Genomic DNA, 16,405 nt, shown 5'->3' on the forward strand with positions numbered 1-16,405 from the left:
CTACAAAATTATCATTTTTTGTGTAGCGATGATTCTTCCTTCGGAAACTAATTTGCAAAAATAAATTCCGGGAGCGAATGCTTTTAATTGAACAGATGAATCCTTGATTTGTTCTGTAGCAATTACTTGTCCAATTGAGTTGTATATTATTAAAGTTGAATTCGGGTTTGCTGATAGGTCTTGAAATTCTATCTGAATATCCGTTCCAGATAGCGTTGGGTTGGGGTAAATATTAAAAGTGCTTTCGCTACCTTCTTCAACATCCGTTACAAGGCATCCTGTCAAGGCTGTAAACGCATTTGCTTTTCCATAACCGTATTGGTTGTTTGGCACAGCTCCTGTAAATCCATCAACTGTTGCGCAATTGATTATGGCATTTTTTACATCCATGGCGTTGGCTGTGGGATTTTTTTGTAAATACAAAGCAGCAATTCCTGCTACACCTGGGCCGGAGGCAGATGTTCCTCCACCCCGTGTATGATATCCGCCCGGATCGTAATAGTCGGGGTAAGTAACGGCATCCAACGGTAAATTAGATAATAAGGAGCACGACATGGTGAAATCTCCAGGTGCTGCAATGTCTGGTTTGATTCGTCCATCGCGTGTCGGCCCGGAGCTCGAGTTCGGATGGCGCTGTCCGGGAGTTCGAAACGGATCAACATAAAGTACACTGTTGTAATTCAACACACTTTTTCTATTGGTATAATTTCCTACGGTGATTACTTCGTTTAAACATTGAAAACCGGAGCAAATGGTTTGATTTAAATCCGGGAATTTATAATTCATGCTGTCGGGCATCGTTGCCATAGAAGGCAATCCGCTACTGATTATATTAAAATCCCAAACATCAAATTTTCCACTTCCGGTAGTGATTAATCGCCAAACATAACCGATGGAGTCGGAGAGAATGTTGAATTCCATTGAGTAAACTCCTCCTATTAAACTCCCATAGGATTGTACAATTCCAATTCTGTTCCCTGCATTATATATTGTGTCGTTTTTTAATACAAACAAATGTGTCGAAATGTCTGAAAATGGTGTTGTGCCACGTAAAGAATGTGTCGGGCTTAGTTGGTCAACACCAATTGCAAAATCTACGTTGTTGAAGTCGGCTGTATCCGCATAAATACCAATGTTTACGCCACTGCTGCCTTGAAAAAATGTAAAGTTGGTATCACTTGTTACTGTATATCCCAAATGATAGTCGACATCACCTGCGTTTCCGGCAGAAGCCACAAATGCTCTTCCGGGTTGAGCCGTAATCATATTTTTAATCAATTGTGCTTCCAAATCTAAACCATCATGCGAGCCTAAATAGCTTCCTAAACTGGCATTAATCACACAAGGTTTGCCCAATAGATTGGCTTTTGAATAAATATAGTCAACCGCATCCGTCATAGACGTTGGATTATAGGTATAAAAATCATAAACCACCATTACAATGTCTGCTTTGGGTGCAACACCTTTATAGTTTCCACTTGCCAATCCATTTCCTGCAGCAATTCCGGCAACATGTGTTCCATGTCCATTCCAGTCGATATCTGTAGATGCAGCAGCCAGTCCACCATCTATTCCAATGTTATCCCATTCTTGTCCGTATCCATAACTTGGTGTATTAGCAGCAACGGGCAATCGCTCATCCCAAAGATATTTGATGCGGGTATTCCCAACACTATCTCTTAAATCGGGATGCGAAAAATCAATACCTGTATCAATAATTCCAATTACCACTCCGTTGCCGTTATAACCTTGTGTCAAAGGCGTTGTACCGGAGTGAACCGGACCAACATTGTTGTGCAAAAGCATGGTGTCGTTCATCGGTTTATAGTGGGGAGGAAATGCTTCCAGTCGCTCAATTTTAGGATGAAGTGCAAATGTTGAAAGCGAAGCTGCTGGAATTTTTATAGCGGCAATATCGCCTGAAAAATAGTTGACTTTTCCGTTAACGTTGGCACAAAGTTGCTGAATGGTTAAAATGTCTCCTTTTATAAAAATGTCAATAATTTCAGTGGAAGCGGGATTGTTTTTTAATGCCAGTGCAAGATTCATTTTGCCTTGAGCAAATGCATTGATTGAAAAAATCAATAAAGCGAAAAAGAAGGAGTATGTTTTTTTCATTTTATAGCTGAATAATTACGAAATTTACGATTCTTAAGGGAAAAAAACTAATTCCTATGCGTCAAGTTGGTTGGTTCATTCTGTTATTGTTTCCATTGCTGTGTAATGCCCAAACAAACACGGTTGCTTGTTCGCGCGATTATGAATTTAAAGAAGGAATCTTTCTGACGTTGCAGCATTTTAAAAACAACACCCCTATACTTAAATCTGCTATTGTTTCTGTTTTACCCAAAGATCAACTTGATTTTTTTACACAAGTGCTGGAGCAGAATGTGGTGGTGTATAAAGACAGTGCAGGCGTTGAGCAGAAATTGCAACGAAGCGCTGTTTGGGGGTATTCACAAAACAGAGCCATTTATGTAAATTTTAATAATGAATTTAATCGTCTGAATGTGATCGGAACATTGAGTTTGTTTTCTGCAATGATTGTTTCATCACCCATGCGTTCGGATCCGATTAACGATATGTATGCGATTCAGCCTACGTTTCAGGAGTTGCGACAGTTTATTTTTGATTCACAAACAAATAAAATTGTTGATTTTAATGTCAAAAACATGGAGCTATTATTGAAAAATGATGCCGAATTGTATGCCGAATTTATTAAGCTGAAAAAACGTAAAAAAGCCGATTCTATCTTCATCTATCTGCGAAAATACAACGAAAAGTATCCCTTGTATTTAGCTGCAAAATAACCCGTTTATTTCATCAAAAATTCCGATATTTACACTCCCATAAATTTTACGATCCGATAGCACTCGGAATCAATTATTAATTTTTCAATTTAAAAAGATGTCAGAAGGCAGACAAATTATTTTTTCGATGGTGAACGTGAGTCGCACGTTACCTGCAGGTAAAACTATTTTAAAAGATATTTATTTATCTTTTTACTACGGAGCAAAGATTGGTATTCTCGGATTAAACGGTTCGGGTAAGTCCACGTTGCTTAAAATTATTGCCGGAGTTGAAAAAAACTACCAAGGTGAAATTCATTTCTCTCCCGGATATAAAATCGGGATGTTGGAGCAAGAGCCGCAATTGGATGAAACAAAAACAGTTATAGAAATTGTTCGCGAAGGTGCTGCAGAACATGTAAATATTTTAAAAGAATACGAGGAAGTAAACAATAAGTTTGCAGAAGAAATGTCGGCAGAAGACATGGATAAGTTGATTAATCGTCAGGCTAAATTGCAAGATTTGATTGATCAGTTTGATTTGTGGAACTTGGATAATCGTTTGGAGCAAGCGATGGAAGCATTGCGCTGTCCGGAAAGTGATGCACCCGTTAAAAATTTATCAGGAGGGGAACGCAGACGTGTTGCATTATGTCGTTTGTTGATTCAAGAACCTGAAATATTATTATTAGATGAGCCTACCAATCACTTGGATGCAGAATCGGTTGATTGGTTGGAGCAACATTTACAAAACTATAAAGGAACTGTAATTGCAGTAACCCACGATCGTTATTTCTTAGACAATGTAGCGGGATGGATTTTGGAATTGGATAGAGGTGAAGGTATTCCTTGGAAAGGAAATTATTCGGAGTGGTTGGATCAAAAACAAAAGCGTTTAGCACAAGAAGAAAAAACAGAAAGCAAGCGCCAGAAAACATTATTGCGCGAGTTGGATTGGGTACGTCAAGGTGCAAAAGGTCGTCAGACAAAATCAAAAGCACGTTTACAGAACTATGAAAAAATGTTGGGTGTGGATGCAAAAGCGACCGAAGAAAAATTGGAATTGTTTATTCCGAATGGTCCGCGTTTAGGAAATGAAGTGATTGAAGCCATTGAAGTATCTAAAGCATTTGGTGATAAATTATTATACGAGCATTTAAATTTTAAATTGCCTCCTGCCGGAATCGTTGGTATTATTGGCCCGAATGGTGCAGGTAAAACAACTTTGTTCCGTATGATTATGGGTGAAGAAACTCCGGATCATGGAGAGTTTAAAGTGGGTTCAACCGTAAAAATTGCCTATGTGGATCAGTCGCATGCTGAAATTGATCCTGAGAAAACAATCTATGAAGTATTAACCGGTGGAGCAGATAATATTGTGATTGGTGGACAAACATTGAATTCTAGAGCATACGTTTCCAAGTTTAATTTTAATGGTTCTGATCAAGGAAAAAAATGTGGTATTCTTTCCGGTGGTGAACGTAATAGCTTGCATTTAGCAATGACCTTGAAAAAAGAGGCCAATGTATTGTTACTGGATGAGCCTACCAACGATTTGGATGTGAACACACTTCGAGCGTTGGAAGAAGGTTTGGACAGTTATGCAGGTTGTGCTGTAATTATTTCCCACGATCGTTGGTTCTTGGATAGAGTTTGTACACATATTCTTGCCTTTGAAGGCGATTCAACCGTTTATTATTTTGAAGGTGGTTATTCTGAATATGAAGAGAATAAGAAAAAACGTTTAGGAAATGTTGAACCGAAACGTGTACGTTATAAGAAATTAACGGTTTAGTTTATCTCATAAAATTGTTTTAACTTTAATGAGGAATTCAAACCATTTGAATTCCTCATTTTTATTGATAGATGCGCAGTTTTTTATTCCTTTTTTTTGCCATTTTCTTTTCATCTGCATATTCACAAAACGAAGTGAAATATTTGTGGTCGGGAGCACTTACATTTAAATCAGTAAAGGTAAATGCTAAGATGACGGATAGCTCTTCTGCTGTGCAATTGGTGGTTTCTCAAGATAGTTTGTTTTCATTTCCTGATTATTCTATACTTTATTCTGTAGGTGCATCCACCAATTATATGGTGTCATTAGAAATAAATGGTTTGAATCCTCAAACAAAATATTTTTATGCAATTCAGTCGGATGGTATTATTGATACTAGTGCAGAAGATATCGGCAGTTTTACTACGTTTGCGAATGGGCCATTTTCCTATTCGTTTGTTATTGGGTCATGTGGAATCAATTCAAATCACCGTGTGTTTGATGCCATGAGAAATTTGGCTCCGAATTTCTATTTAAATATGGGCGATCTTCATTATCAAAATCCGAACAGCGGAATAAATATTAATATACATCGTTTGCCCTATGAGAACAGCGTTCTTTCTAAACCACGCTTGGCAAAATTTTTAAAACAAACCCCTATCGCATATGTTTGGGATGATCACGACTATTGTGGAAATGATTCAGATAGTTCGTATGCTGGGAAAGTTAATGCAAGAAAGGTATACCATGAATATGTTCCTCATTATCCATTAGCTTTTGGTTCAGATACCACCAGCCCCATTGCTCAATCTTTTACCGTTGGCAGGATTCATTTTATTTTAACTGATTTAAGATCGGAAAGATATCCCGGACATATCATGAAAGCATCACAACGTGCCTGGTTTGAAAGTGAATGTTTGTATGCCAGAGACCACAATTTAATGATTGCCTGGATGAGCACCTATTCTTGGAGTGGTGTAGGGACAGATAATTGGGCTGCTTTTTCTCTTGAGCGAACATCCATTAATGATTTTTTGTATTGTAACAACATTCAAAATTTATTTATTTTATCGGGTGATGCACACATGTTGGCCATTGATAATGGAACACATGCAAACTTTTCTACGAATACGTGTCCCGCTTACAATTATCCTATTTTTCAAGCAGCCGCTTTAAATCAAAATGGTTCATTCAAAGGTGGAATTTACAGCGAAGGCGGATATTTTATGAACCCTAACAACACTTTTGGACAATTCGGAAGAGTGATTGTTTCTGATGAAAGCACTAGTTTGGATAGCATTTGTATTGATTTTGAAGGTTATCGGATCGATAGCAGTGGTGCCTCGCTCTCGTTAATAAACTCCTATCATTTTTGCAGATATTTACCACCAATGACTACAACTTCTTTGGAAGAAAAGAAAAACGCAATCGTGTCCATTCAGCCGAATCCCTCGCAAAATTTGAATGTGATTTTTTATGAAAAAACAATTTTAGGAAGTATTCAAATTTTTTCTGTGTCAGGAGAATTAGTGTTTTCTAAAAACATAAATGAAACAGTTGATGAATATCATATTCCTCTTAATTTAAAGGCAGGAAGCTATATTGTACAATTTGATACGAATAAAGGAAGTTTTAAAAAACAATGGATAAAATTATAATATGAAATCAAAAAGATTATTACTCGGAATACTTATCGGTGGAATTGCCGGAGCAGTTTTAATATTATTAGTAATGGTGCTTTTTCAAAATAACCGCACCGATAATAAATCAGGAATTCGATTGGTTGCTAGCGACTCAACAGCTGTAAATGATGCTAAAAATCAGCAGATTTTGGTGTATGGTGATTATATGGATTTGGATAGCACAGATTATTTGCTGATTCCCATTGGCATGAAGACGATTGAAAGTATGGAAGACAAAGGGTTGCGTTCGAAGTCGAGTGGGGAATATGCTGAAAGTTATGCCAGCAGTTACCGCAGTTATAAATATAATTTCTATTCCTTGGATTTTGGAAATTGCAATAACATTATCTTTTATAACAAACAAAATGATGAAACTCATCTTTTGTTGCAGAAGCCGGCTATCATTTCGCAATTTTATTTCCCTTATTATGACAAAGAATATACAGGTGATAAATATTATTTTATCCTATTAGGTATTCGCGAAGATGATACCAATCTGGATGGATACATTAATACCGATGATGCGGAAACCGTTTATTTAACAGATTTGTCGGGTAAGAATATGTTTAAAATTACTCCGGATCAGACACAGCTAGTCGACTGGTTTATTGATATGCAAACAAAAAGTATTCTGATGAAAGTACGTTTTGATACCAATAAGGATAGGAAGTTTAACTATTACGATGAAATAGAAATATTAAAAACATCTATTGATTCACCTGTAGAAGCGAAGAAGATTATCAGTAAAGAAATAAAAGGGAATATAAAGAAGATATTGGATAAGATAAAATAGCTTTTTCGGCTTTGCTCGAAATGACATTCTAATTGTCATTTCGAGCAAAGCTTAGAAAACTAATTTACAATCTTCATTTCGTTAATCAAATTGGTTGCTCCGCCATATTTTTCAATCAAGAATAAAACATAACGAATGTCATTGCTGATAGTACGTTTGTATTTACTGTCGAAATAAATATCTCCGCTCATCGCTTCCCAATTACCATCAAAAGCAAGTCCAACTAATTCACCATTTGCATTTAAAACCGGACTGCCAGAATTACCTCCGGTGATGTCGTTGTTGCTGATAAAGGCAACACGGATATCACCATTTTTATCAGCATATCTTCCATAGTCCTTGCTTTTATAAAGCTCTTTTAATTTGGATGGAACATTAAAGCTGAAATCGTTTGGATTGTCTTTTTCCATGATTCCGTTTAATGTTGTATAGAAATTAAAGTGTGCAGCATCTTTTGGTGAATATGATTTTGCACTACCATAGGTTAAACGCAATGTTCCGTTAGCATCCGGATAAAATTTCTTGCTCGGTTGCATTGCCATCAATCCTTTGATATACTTACTTCCTTCGGTTGTATTGATCGCGTTAAACGTTTCGATGTGTGCATCAATGTTAGTATTATAGTTATTGTAACAAGCCATCACAAAAGCATACGCAGGATCTTTTTGTAATTTTTTAGCATCCGGTTTTTCTAGGAATTTAGATGCCGATGCGGATGTGGTCATGATACTTTTCGCGAAAACAGCTTTGGCAAATTTTTCAAATGTTTCGGTATTCGTTTTTCCTTTGTATTTTTTTAATACTTCGGCCATGTAGGCTGGTTGTTGATTTGCCGGAATATTTTCATAATACATCTGAATAATTTTCGCCAAAATCTTTTGCTCTGATTCTCTGTTAAACGATTTGTAAAAGTTTGCATTGAATGCAAGGATGCGGTCTGTAGCTTTTTTTACATTATCCGCATTTTTTGAATCCGTTGTCAATGCTTTTTCTAAGGCAGAGTAGTTGAGGGCGGCAGCCAAAATTCCGCAGCCGGAAATGCCTTCTCTCATGTATGTTGAGTGCAGTGCATAGTTGTTGTAATCCGCATACGCTTTTTCATAATTAGGGAAGATGCTTTCGTATTCCGCTTTTCCTTTTGCCCAAGTATTGAATTGCTTTTCGGTTTCTTTTTTCTCTTCGTATACTTTCAATCGTTTCAACTGTTCTGTTTGTCCGATGAAATATTTCCAATAATTCGAAATACGTGCATATTGAGCCGACATTAACAAACGAGTGCTATCACTTTTATCCATTTGTTCTTTCCAGGCTGTTAAGCGAATGTCGCGCAAAGCAACAATAGCAGGATTGATTTTGTCGGTTGCCAATTCAATACCATAAGAAGTTTCATAGCGGTTAGTTTTTCCTGGGAATCCATAAACCATTGTGAAATCGCCTTCTTCAACACCTTTAATAGAAATGCTTAAGAATTTTTTCGGTCTGTAAGGTACATTGTCTGCTGCATATTTTGCAGGTTTGTTGTCTTTGTCTGCATAGATGCGGAACATAGAAAAATCTCCGGTATGGCGTGGCCACATCCAATTGTCGGTTTCGCCACCAAATTTCCCAATGGATTGAGGAGGAGCCGCCACTAAACGAACATCTGTGAATTTTTCAAACACAAATAAATAATAGGCATTGTCTCTGAAGAACGAACGCACAAGACCTTCGTAATGTGTGTCTTTTGTTGCATCCGCCACTAAATTTTTAAATACCTCTTGTTTTTTTGCCTCACTAGCATCACCTGCAAGTGCCTTGTTTACTTTGTCGGACACGTCTTCCATCCGAACAAGGATTGAAGCAAATAAGTTCTTGTTTACTTTTTCTTCTGCATAATTTTTTGCCCAAAATCCATTGTCAAGAATGTTGTCAGCAGCAGTACTATGATTTGCAATGGCTTCGTAACCGCAGTGGTGGTTAGTAAGCAATAATCCTTTTTCAGATATAATTTCAGATGTACAACCTCCGTTGAACCAAACAATCGCATCTTTTAAACTCGCATTGTTGATGTCGTACAATTGTTCCGGAGTAAGTTTTAAGCCGGCTTTTACCATTTGCTCATAATTGTCTTTTAAAAGCATTGGCAGCCACATTCCTTCATCCGCCTTTATGAAGTTAGCCGTTAAAAGTTGAAAAGTTAAAAGCAGTAACGTGATTTTTTTAGTCATAAGTAGAATAGTTTTTAAAAGCATTTATGAATGCATTGCAATTCATAAAAGGTTAATTTTTTAGTTTAGAGTTTACAAAACTATAAATTATAATGAAACAGCCATCATAGATAAGCTAAAGGCTTTAAAATCAGTTATCAATGGTAGATATTTTAGGATGAATGGTAGGGTGATTATTAGGGGAAAAATCACGATATTCGTGGTTTAAATTAAGGATTAAGAAATTTTAGAATTAGGATTTTATAAAATGGCACAAAAACCATCCATACCCAAAGGCACCCGCGATTTTTCACCACAAGAAATGGTGAGACGAAATTATATTTTTGATACCATTAAAAAAGTGTTTCAGCGTTATGGCTATTTGCCAATTGAAACACCTGCAATGGAAAACCTTTCTACCCTTATGGGTAAATACGGTGAAGAAGGGGATAAGTTGATTTTTAAAATTTTAGATTCTGGAGAGTATTTCGATTCTTTCAAGAGGAAGGAATTAAAATTGAATGATGAAAATGAAAACATCTTCGAATTAAAACTAGAAGAGTCTGTTGATTTTAGTAATTATTTGAATAAGGAATTCTACCCTGAAAATCAAGCATATTTGAACGAAATTCAAGAGCGATTAAAAAAAGGAGTTGAGAATGATGAATCAAATAAAATAAAAGAAAAGCTTCAGGAGTTTCAACGTAAGATGGATTCTGTTAAAGAAAAAACTTTGTTGTATTTCCAAGAGATATTAGAAAAAAAGGAAAAATTATTAAATTTTCAACAAAAAATTAATGATTTAAAATCAAGTGAATTGACAAAGTACATTTCAGAAAAGGCACTTAAATACGATTTAACAGTACCCTTTGCACGTTACGTTGTTCAACACCAAAATGAAATTACTTTTCCGTTCAAGCGCTATCAAATTCAACCTGTTTGGAGAGCAGACAAGCCACAAAAAGGTCGTTACAGAGAATTTTACCAATGTGATGCGGATGTTATTGGTAGCAATTCCTTGATTAATGAAGTGGAATTGGTGCAGATGATTGATGATGTGTTTACGAGATTAAAAGTTAAAGTTGTAATTAAAATAAATAATAGAAAAATACTCCAAGGGCTTGGAATTGCAATTGGTGAAGAAAATAGAATTGTAGATATAACGGTTGCCTTGGATAAATATGATAAGATAGGTGAAAAAATTTATGATGAATTAAGAGAAAAAGGATTTTCTGAAGAGTCAATTTCAAAATTAAAACTATTTGTAGATGAATTTCGACCACTAGATGACAATAATAAAGTTCCGTATTTAAAAACAAAATTTAAGGATATTCCTCAAGGATTAATTGGTGTTGAAGAAGTTTTAGCAATTACTGATCGTTTAAAGCTCTTGAATAAAGAATTAGGAAATCCTCAATATTCTAGTGTTGAGTTAGATTTAACTTTAGCCCGAGGATTAAATTATTATACAGGAGCAATATTTGAGGTTCAAGTTAATGACCCTCGCTCGCAATTCACCAGCAGCATCTGTGGTGGCGGTCGTTACGATGATTTAACCGGAATATTCGGATTGCCAAATATGAGTGGTGTTGGAATTTCGTTTGGGGCAGATCGGATTTATGATGTGCTAAACGAATTGAATTTATATCCGGATACGGTTTCTGCATCTACAAAATTATTGTTTGTTGCTTTTAATGAAAAAGACCAGAGTGATATGCTTCCTTTATTAGCAAAGGTTCGTAAGGCAGGCATCAATTCTGAAATTTATCCAAATGTAAAAGCAGATGCGAAAAAACAGTTCACCTATGGTGAATCAAAAAATATTCCTTTTGTTGTTTCAACGAAAGAGGGTGTTTTGACCTTGAAGAATATAGTTAGTGGTGAAAGAGAAGAAATAAGCATTGAAAAAATTATAGAAAAATTAAAATAAAATTCACCACTAAGTTCACTATGAAGGCGCTAAGGATTAACAAGTCTTAGTGAAGCTGAGTGAACTTGGTGCCTTAGTGGTAAAAATATGCACACAATAACAACAGCCCAATTATCCTTACAAACAATTTCTGAAATCATTTCAGGAAACAAAAAGCTTGCTCTTTCTGAAGAAGCAAAAAAGAACATTACCGCTTGTCGCGATTACCTCGATAAAAAAATGGCTTCACAAAAAGAACCGATTTATGGTATCAACACCGGTTTTGGCTCTTTGTGCAATGTCACCATACCGGATGCTGATTTAGAAAAACTACAACAGAATTTAGTAATGTCGCATGCTTGCGGAACAGGGGATGAAGTGCCATCGGATATTGTAAAGCTGATGTTGCTGTTGAAAATTCAAGCTTTGTCGTATGGTAAATCCGGAGTGCAGTTGCAAACGGTTGAGCGCCTGGTCGACTTTTTTAATAACGATGTATTACCGGTTATTTATCAGCAAGGATCCTTAGGTGCTTCCGGAGATTTGGCGCCATTGGCACATATGTGTTTGCCTTTATTGGGATTGGGTGAAGTTTCTTACAAAGGGAAAAAGCAAACCGCAGCAGATGTGTTGAAACAATTAAATTTAAAACCGATTGCTTTAAAATCGAAAGAAGGGTTAGCATTGTTGAACGGAACTCAATTTATGAGCGCCTATGGTGTATGGTGTTTGTTGCAAACTAGAAAATTAAATAGCGCAGCGGATGTCATTGGTGCGATTTCCTTAGAAGGATTTGATGGACGAATGGATCCATTCAAATTACACATTCATACCATTCGTCCGCATAAAGGACAATTAAAAACTGCGGAGAACATGCGCAAGTTGTTGGAAGGAAGTGAAATTATCAAACAGAAAAAAGAACACGTACAAGATCCTTACTCTTTTCGTTGTATTCCTCAAGTGCATGGCGCTTCCAAAGATGCGATTGAATATGTGGAAAATGTTTTCTTGACAGAAATAAATTCTGTGACCGACAATCCAACTGTTTTTCCGGAGGAGGATGAAATTATTTCAGGCGGAAATTTCCATGGACAGCCGTTGGCATTGGCCTTGGATTTTTTAGCGATTGCGTTAGCTGAACTTGGAAGTATTTCCGAAAGAAGAACCTATCAGTTGATTGCAGGTTTACGCGGCTTGCCATCGTTCTTGGTTGCAAAACCGGGATTAAATTCCGGATTTATGATTCCGCAATACACAGCAGCAAGTATTGTTAGTCAGAATAAACAATTGTGCTCTCCGGCATCGGTTGATTCGATTGTAAGTTCAAACGGACAAGAAGATCATGTATCGATGGGTTCGAATGCAGCTACAAAATGTTATAAGGTAGTTGAAAATCTGAATCGAATTTTGGCGATTGAATTGTTCAACGGTACGCAGGCATTGGAATTCAGAAAGCCACTTAAATCCTCTGTTGTATTGCAAAAAGTTGTTGCTGATTATAGAAAACATGTTCCTTTTGTTGATGAAGATAAAATCATGTACACAGAAATTGAAAAGAGTGTTCAATTTTTGAAACAGTTCAGTATAAGTTTGTAATAGATTAAAATATTTGACAATGAAAAGCAATAAATTTTCAATTATTTTCTTCATGATGTTTTTGTCATTTTCGATTTTTTCTTGTAAAAAAGATAAAGGCTCATGCTATGACGATGTATTATACCAAAAGCACAAAGATGATATGTGTACTATGGATTGTCCTGGTGTAATAGGTTGTGATGGGAAAACGTATTGTAATGAGTGCATTGCAAATTCAAATGGTATCAGCGTTAAAAAATAGGTGATGAAAAAAAACATCTTTCTTCTCGCTTTGTTGTTTTTCGCAACAACGCTCTCAGCACAATACACCAATGTGATGATTAGTAATGTGAACGATCCGGAAGAGGTTTCGATTCGTATCAATCCTAAAAATTCGAATCAGGTAGTTGCCGGTGCTAACTTGGACAATGTTTATCATTCCTCTGATGGCGGTGCAACTTGGTCAATTGGGAATTTATCGGATCCAACAAATGGTGTTTGGGGTGATCCAATAATTTTTACAGATACCACAGGTAATTTTTATTATTCACATTTATCAAATCCTCCATCCGGTGGAAGTTGGGTGGATCGTATTGTTTTTACCAAATCAACCGATGGTGGCGCAACTTGGTGGACAAGTGGTACAGCGGTAGGAAAAAATGGTGTGAAAGTGCAAGATAAAGAAGGGATCGTAGTCAATCCGTTTAACAACGAGATTTATGTCACGTGGACACAATTCGATAATTATGGGAGTTCTTCTCCAAGTGATAGCAGTGTTATTTTGTTTGCCAAATCTTCAGATGCAGGATTGACATGGAGTTCACCAATACGTATCAGCAGCGATGCCGGAGATTGTGTGGATAGCGATAATACCATGGAAGGTGCTGTCCCGGCAGTTGGTCCTTCTGGAGAAATTTATGTGGTGTGGACCGGTCCGAATGGATTGGTGTTTAATAAAAGTCTAGACGGAGGCTTAACCTGGTTGCCGCACGAAACAACAGTTACATCCATGCCGGGTGGTTGGGATTATAACATTGCAGGCTTACAACGTTGTAATGGCTTGCCTCAAACTATTTGTGATTTGAGTGGTGGTCCGAATCATGGAACTATCTATGTTAATTGGACAGATCAACGTAACGGAACAAATGATACCGATGTATGGTTGGTGAAATCAACCGATGGCGGTACAACGTGGAGTGCTCCGGTAAGAGTGAATGATGATATTCCTGGGCGTCAACAATTTTTAACCTGGATGGATTTAGATGTTGTTACCGGTAATTTGTATTGTGTGTTTTATGATCGCAGAAATTTCTCTCCGAGCAGTCAACAAACAGATGTATACATGGCAAAGTCAACGGATGGCGGGAATACATTCAATAATTATAAAATCAATCAAACCAGTTTTATTCCAAGCCCTACTATTTTCTTTGGTGACTATACAGGTGTTTCGGCATACAACAATATGGTACGCCCCATTTGGATGGCCTACAGTGCTTCTACGTTAAGCGTATGGACAGCCTTGATTGATGGAGCAACGATGAGTATCGATGATTCAGGATTGAATGCTTTTTCACCAGTAGAGCTGCAACAGAATTATCCGAACCCATTTAATAAAACGACTTGGATTAAGTTCAGTTTAAAAAAAGCAGGAAGAGTAAATTTAGAGGTGTTTGATGTTTTAGGAAAAAAGGTTGCTACGCTTTATAAAAATGAAGAATTTAATGATGGGGATTATGATTATATCTTTAATGCAACCGCTTATAATTTAAAACCCGGAATTTATTATTATTCCATTTCATCGGATGAATTTGCGATTACTAAAAAAATGATTGTGTATTAATGAGAAAGATTCTGTCCATTGTTTTTTTACTTTTTGCTTTGCAGGGATTCGCCTGTGAATGTAGTCCCATTTCACCAATTACAAAAGAATTGGCTGCTGCTTACGATGTTGTTTTTTATGGCCGTGTTGACTCTGTGAGCACTTGTAATAGTCAAAAAGAAAGAGCAATTGCCTATTTTTCAATTATTGAGCTTTACAAAGGAACGGTTGCCAAGCAAGTAAAAATAAATTTTGATTGTTCTTCAGAATGTTTGATGAGTTTTACGGCTGATGAAGAATGGCTTGTTTATGCGCGGTATACCAAATTTGATTATCTCAACATTTCCATTTGTGAACACAGTCGAAAAAAATTCAACAGTGGGGAACAAGATATTTATCTGATGGATTTGAAAAGAACATTTGAAGAAGAAATTACATTTTTGAAAACAACATTGGGAATTCAGTCTTTTGCCGAACTCACTGTATTGAATAACTCTGCAACTGATACAGCTCGACACAATACACAACCATCGGGTACAGGAAAAATAGTGTTGTTGTTAATTTCATTGTTGGTAATGGTTGGTATTTACTTTTTTACTCGTAAGAAAAAATGAACAAATTTAAATCGCATCCATGGCATGGCATTTCTATCGGAGAAAATGCACCAGACATTATTACCGCTTTTATCGAAATTGTTCCGACAGATACAGTAAAATATGAAATCGATAAAGAATCTGGATATTTAAAAATTGATCGCCCTCAAAAATTTTCGAATGTGGTTCCAACGTTATACGGATTTATTCCACAAACCTATTGTGATGTAAAGGTGGCAGAATATGCCGCATTGAAATCCGGAAAGGTTGTTTCGAAAGGAGATGGCGACCCCTTGGATATTTGTGTGTTGAGTGAAAAAACAATCACACATGGCGATATCATTTTACAAGCTGTTCCGATTGGTGGCTTTCGTTTAATCGACAAAGGAGAAGCAGACGATAAAATTATTGCAGTGATGAAATCGGATGAAGTGTTTGAACATTGGAAGGATATTACAGATTGTTCTGTTGCAGTGATAGATCGGTTGAAGCATTATTTTTTAACCTATAAAAATATTCCGGGTGCCGAAAAACCTACCTGTGAGATTACGCATATTTACGGAAGAGATGAGGCGTATGAGGTAATCAATAGAAGTAGAGAGGATTATAAAAATAAGTTTTTAAAATAATGCTTAACGTCTATTGTATTCCAGGGATGGGTGTGAATGAGCGTTTGTTTAGAAATCTCAAACTAAATAATTGTCAAATTCACCACATTAAATGGGAAACACCCTATAAGAATGAAACTTTGCCGGATTATGCGTTGCGACTTGCTAAACAGATTGACACCACTCAGCCGTATGTGTTGATAGGTGTTTCCTTTGGCGGTATGTGTTGTGTGGAGATTTCAAAAAAATTAAATCCTGTAAAAACATTTATTATTTCCAGCAGTAAATTTGATGGCGAATTGCCCTTGAAAATTACCTTTTGGAGAAAATTACCCTTGTACCGTTTGTTTAGAGACGGTTTCTATAAGAATGCCGTGATGGTTGCCAAAAAGCAGTTTGGTGTAATTACAGAAGAGCAGAAGACTAGTTTTAGACGGATGTTAGACGAAGCACCTGAAAACTATTTTAACGGAGCAGTTCACTGTATCGTAAAATGGGAGAATAAAGTTCGCCCCGAAAAATTAATTCATATCCATGGGGATGCTGATCGTGTTCTTCCACATCGTAATGTTGTTGGATGTGATTACACCATCCAAGGTGGAACACATTTTATGATAATCAATAAAGGGGAAGAGATTAGTGGAATTATTAATAAAGAGTTGGAGACAATTTGATAG

General features: G+C 36.5%; 12 protein-coding genes. 10 read left to right on the forward strand and 2 right to left on the reverse strand.

The window, feature by feature from the left end:
* Positions 1–2,118, reverse strand: coding sequence for a S8 family peptidase (locus tag IPP64_04945; protein MBL0328765.1), 2,118 nt, complete (start codon positions 2,116–2,118; stop codon positions 1–3).
* 56 nt (positions 2,119–2,174) lie between these two features.
* Here IPP64_04945 and IPP64_04950 point away from each other — a divergent pair, with 56 nt between their 5' ends.
* The 4 genes from IPP64_04950 (at position 2,175) to IPP64_04965 (ending at position 7,038) form a co-directional block, all read left to right on the forward strand.
* On the forward strand, positions 2,175–2,810 hold the full coding sequence (locus tag IPP64_04950) for a hypothetical protein (protein MBL0328766.1): 636 nt from the start codon (positions 2,175–2,177) through the stop codon (positions 2,808–2,810).
* A 97-nt stretch (positions 2,811–2,907) separates the two neighbouring features.
* Positions 2,908–4,584: an energy-dependent translational throttle protein EttA gene (gene ettA, locus IPP64_04955; GenBank protein MBL0328767.1), complete on the forward strand. Its 1,677-nt coding sequence runs from the start codon at positions 2,908–2,910 to the stop codon at positions 4,582–4,584.
* 71 nt (positions 4,585–4,655) lie between these two features.
* Positions 4,656–6,221 carry an alkaline phosphatase D family protein gene (locus IPP64_04960; protein ID MBL0328768.1) on the forward strand — a complete coding sequence of 522 codons (1,566 nt, stop codon included), beginning with the start codon at positions 4,656–4,658 and terminating at the stop codon, positions 6,219–6,221.
* A gap of 1 nt (position 6,222) precedes the next feature.
* Positions 6,223–7,038 (forward strand): hypothetical protein, encoded by an 816-nt coding sequence (locus IPP64_04965; protein MBL0328769.1) that lies wholly within the window; start codon positions 6,223–6,225, stop codon positions 7,036–7,038.
* A 59-nt stretch (positions 7,039–7,097) separates the two neighbouring features.
* On the opposite strand, the gene IPP64_04970 is transcribed toward IPP64_04965, so the two are convergent.
* The gene (locus IPP64_04970; protein MBL0328770.1) at positions 7,098–9,245 is read right to left on the reverse strand and encodes a S46 family peptidase; all 2,148 of its coding nucleotides are present in this window, start codon (positions 9,243–9,245) and stop codon (positions 7,098–7,100) included.
* A gap of 247 nt (positions 9,246–9,492) precedes the next feature.
* On the opposite strand from IPP64_04970, the gene hisS reads away from it, so the two are divergent.
* From hisS to IPP64_05000, 6 genes are all read left to right on the forward strand, one after another.
* Positions 9,493–11,154, forward strand: a complete 1,662-nt coding sequence (gene hisS, locus IPP64_04975; GenBank protein ID MBL0328771.1) for a histidine--tRNA ligase — start codon at positions 9,493–9,495, stop codon at positions 11,152–11,154.
* Positions 11,155–11,241: 87 nt separating this feature from the next.
* Positions 11,242–12,729 carry a histidine ammonia-lyase gene (hutH, locus tag IPP64_04980; GenBank protein ID MBL0328772.1) on the forward strand — a complete coding sequence of 496 codons (1,488 nt, stop codon included), beginning with the start codon at positions 11,242–11,244 and terminating at the stop codon, positions 12,727–12,729.
* A gap of 244 nt (positions 12,730–12,973) precedes the next feature.
* The gene (locus tag IPP64_04985; protein ID MBL0328773.1) at positions 12,974–14,548 is read left to right on the forward strand and encodes a T9SS type A sorting domain-containing protein; all 1,575 of its coding nucleotides are present in this window, start codon (positions 12,974–12,976) and stop codon (positions 14,546–14,548) included.
* On the forward strand, positions 14,548–15,141 hold the full coding sequence (locus IPP64_04990) for a hypothetical protein (GenBank protein MBL0328774.1): 594 nt from the start codon (positions 14,548–14,550) through the stop codon (positions 15,139–15,141). Before IPP64_04985 ends, IPP64_04990 begins: the two co-directional genes overlap by 1 nt.
* Positions 15,138–15,749 (forward strand): inorganic pyrophosphatase, encoded by a 612-nt coding sequence (locus tag IPP64_04995; GenBank protein MBL0328775.1) that lies wholly within the window; start codon positions 15,138–15,140, stop codon positions 15,747–15,749. Before IPP64_04990 ends, IPP64_04995 begins: the two co-directional genes overlap by 4 nt.
* Positions 15,749–16,402, forward strand: coding sequence for an alpha/beta hydrolase (locus IPP64_05000; GenBank protein ID MBL0328776.1), 654 nt, complete (start codon positions 15,749–15,751; stop codon positions 16,400–16,402). Before IPP64_04995 ends, IPP64_05000 begins: the two co-directional genes overlap by 1 nt.
* Positions 16,403–16,405 lie beyond the last annotated feature (3 nt).

It is taken from the genome of Bacteroidota bacterium, from assembly GCA_016722565.1.
Taxonomy (GTDB): domain Bacteria; phylum Bacteroidota; class Bacteroidia; order 2-12-FULL-35-15; family 2-12-FULL-35-15; genus 2-12-FULL-35-15.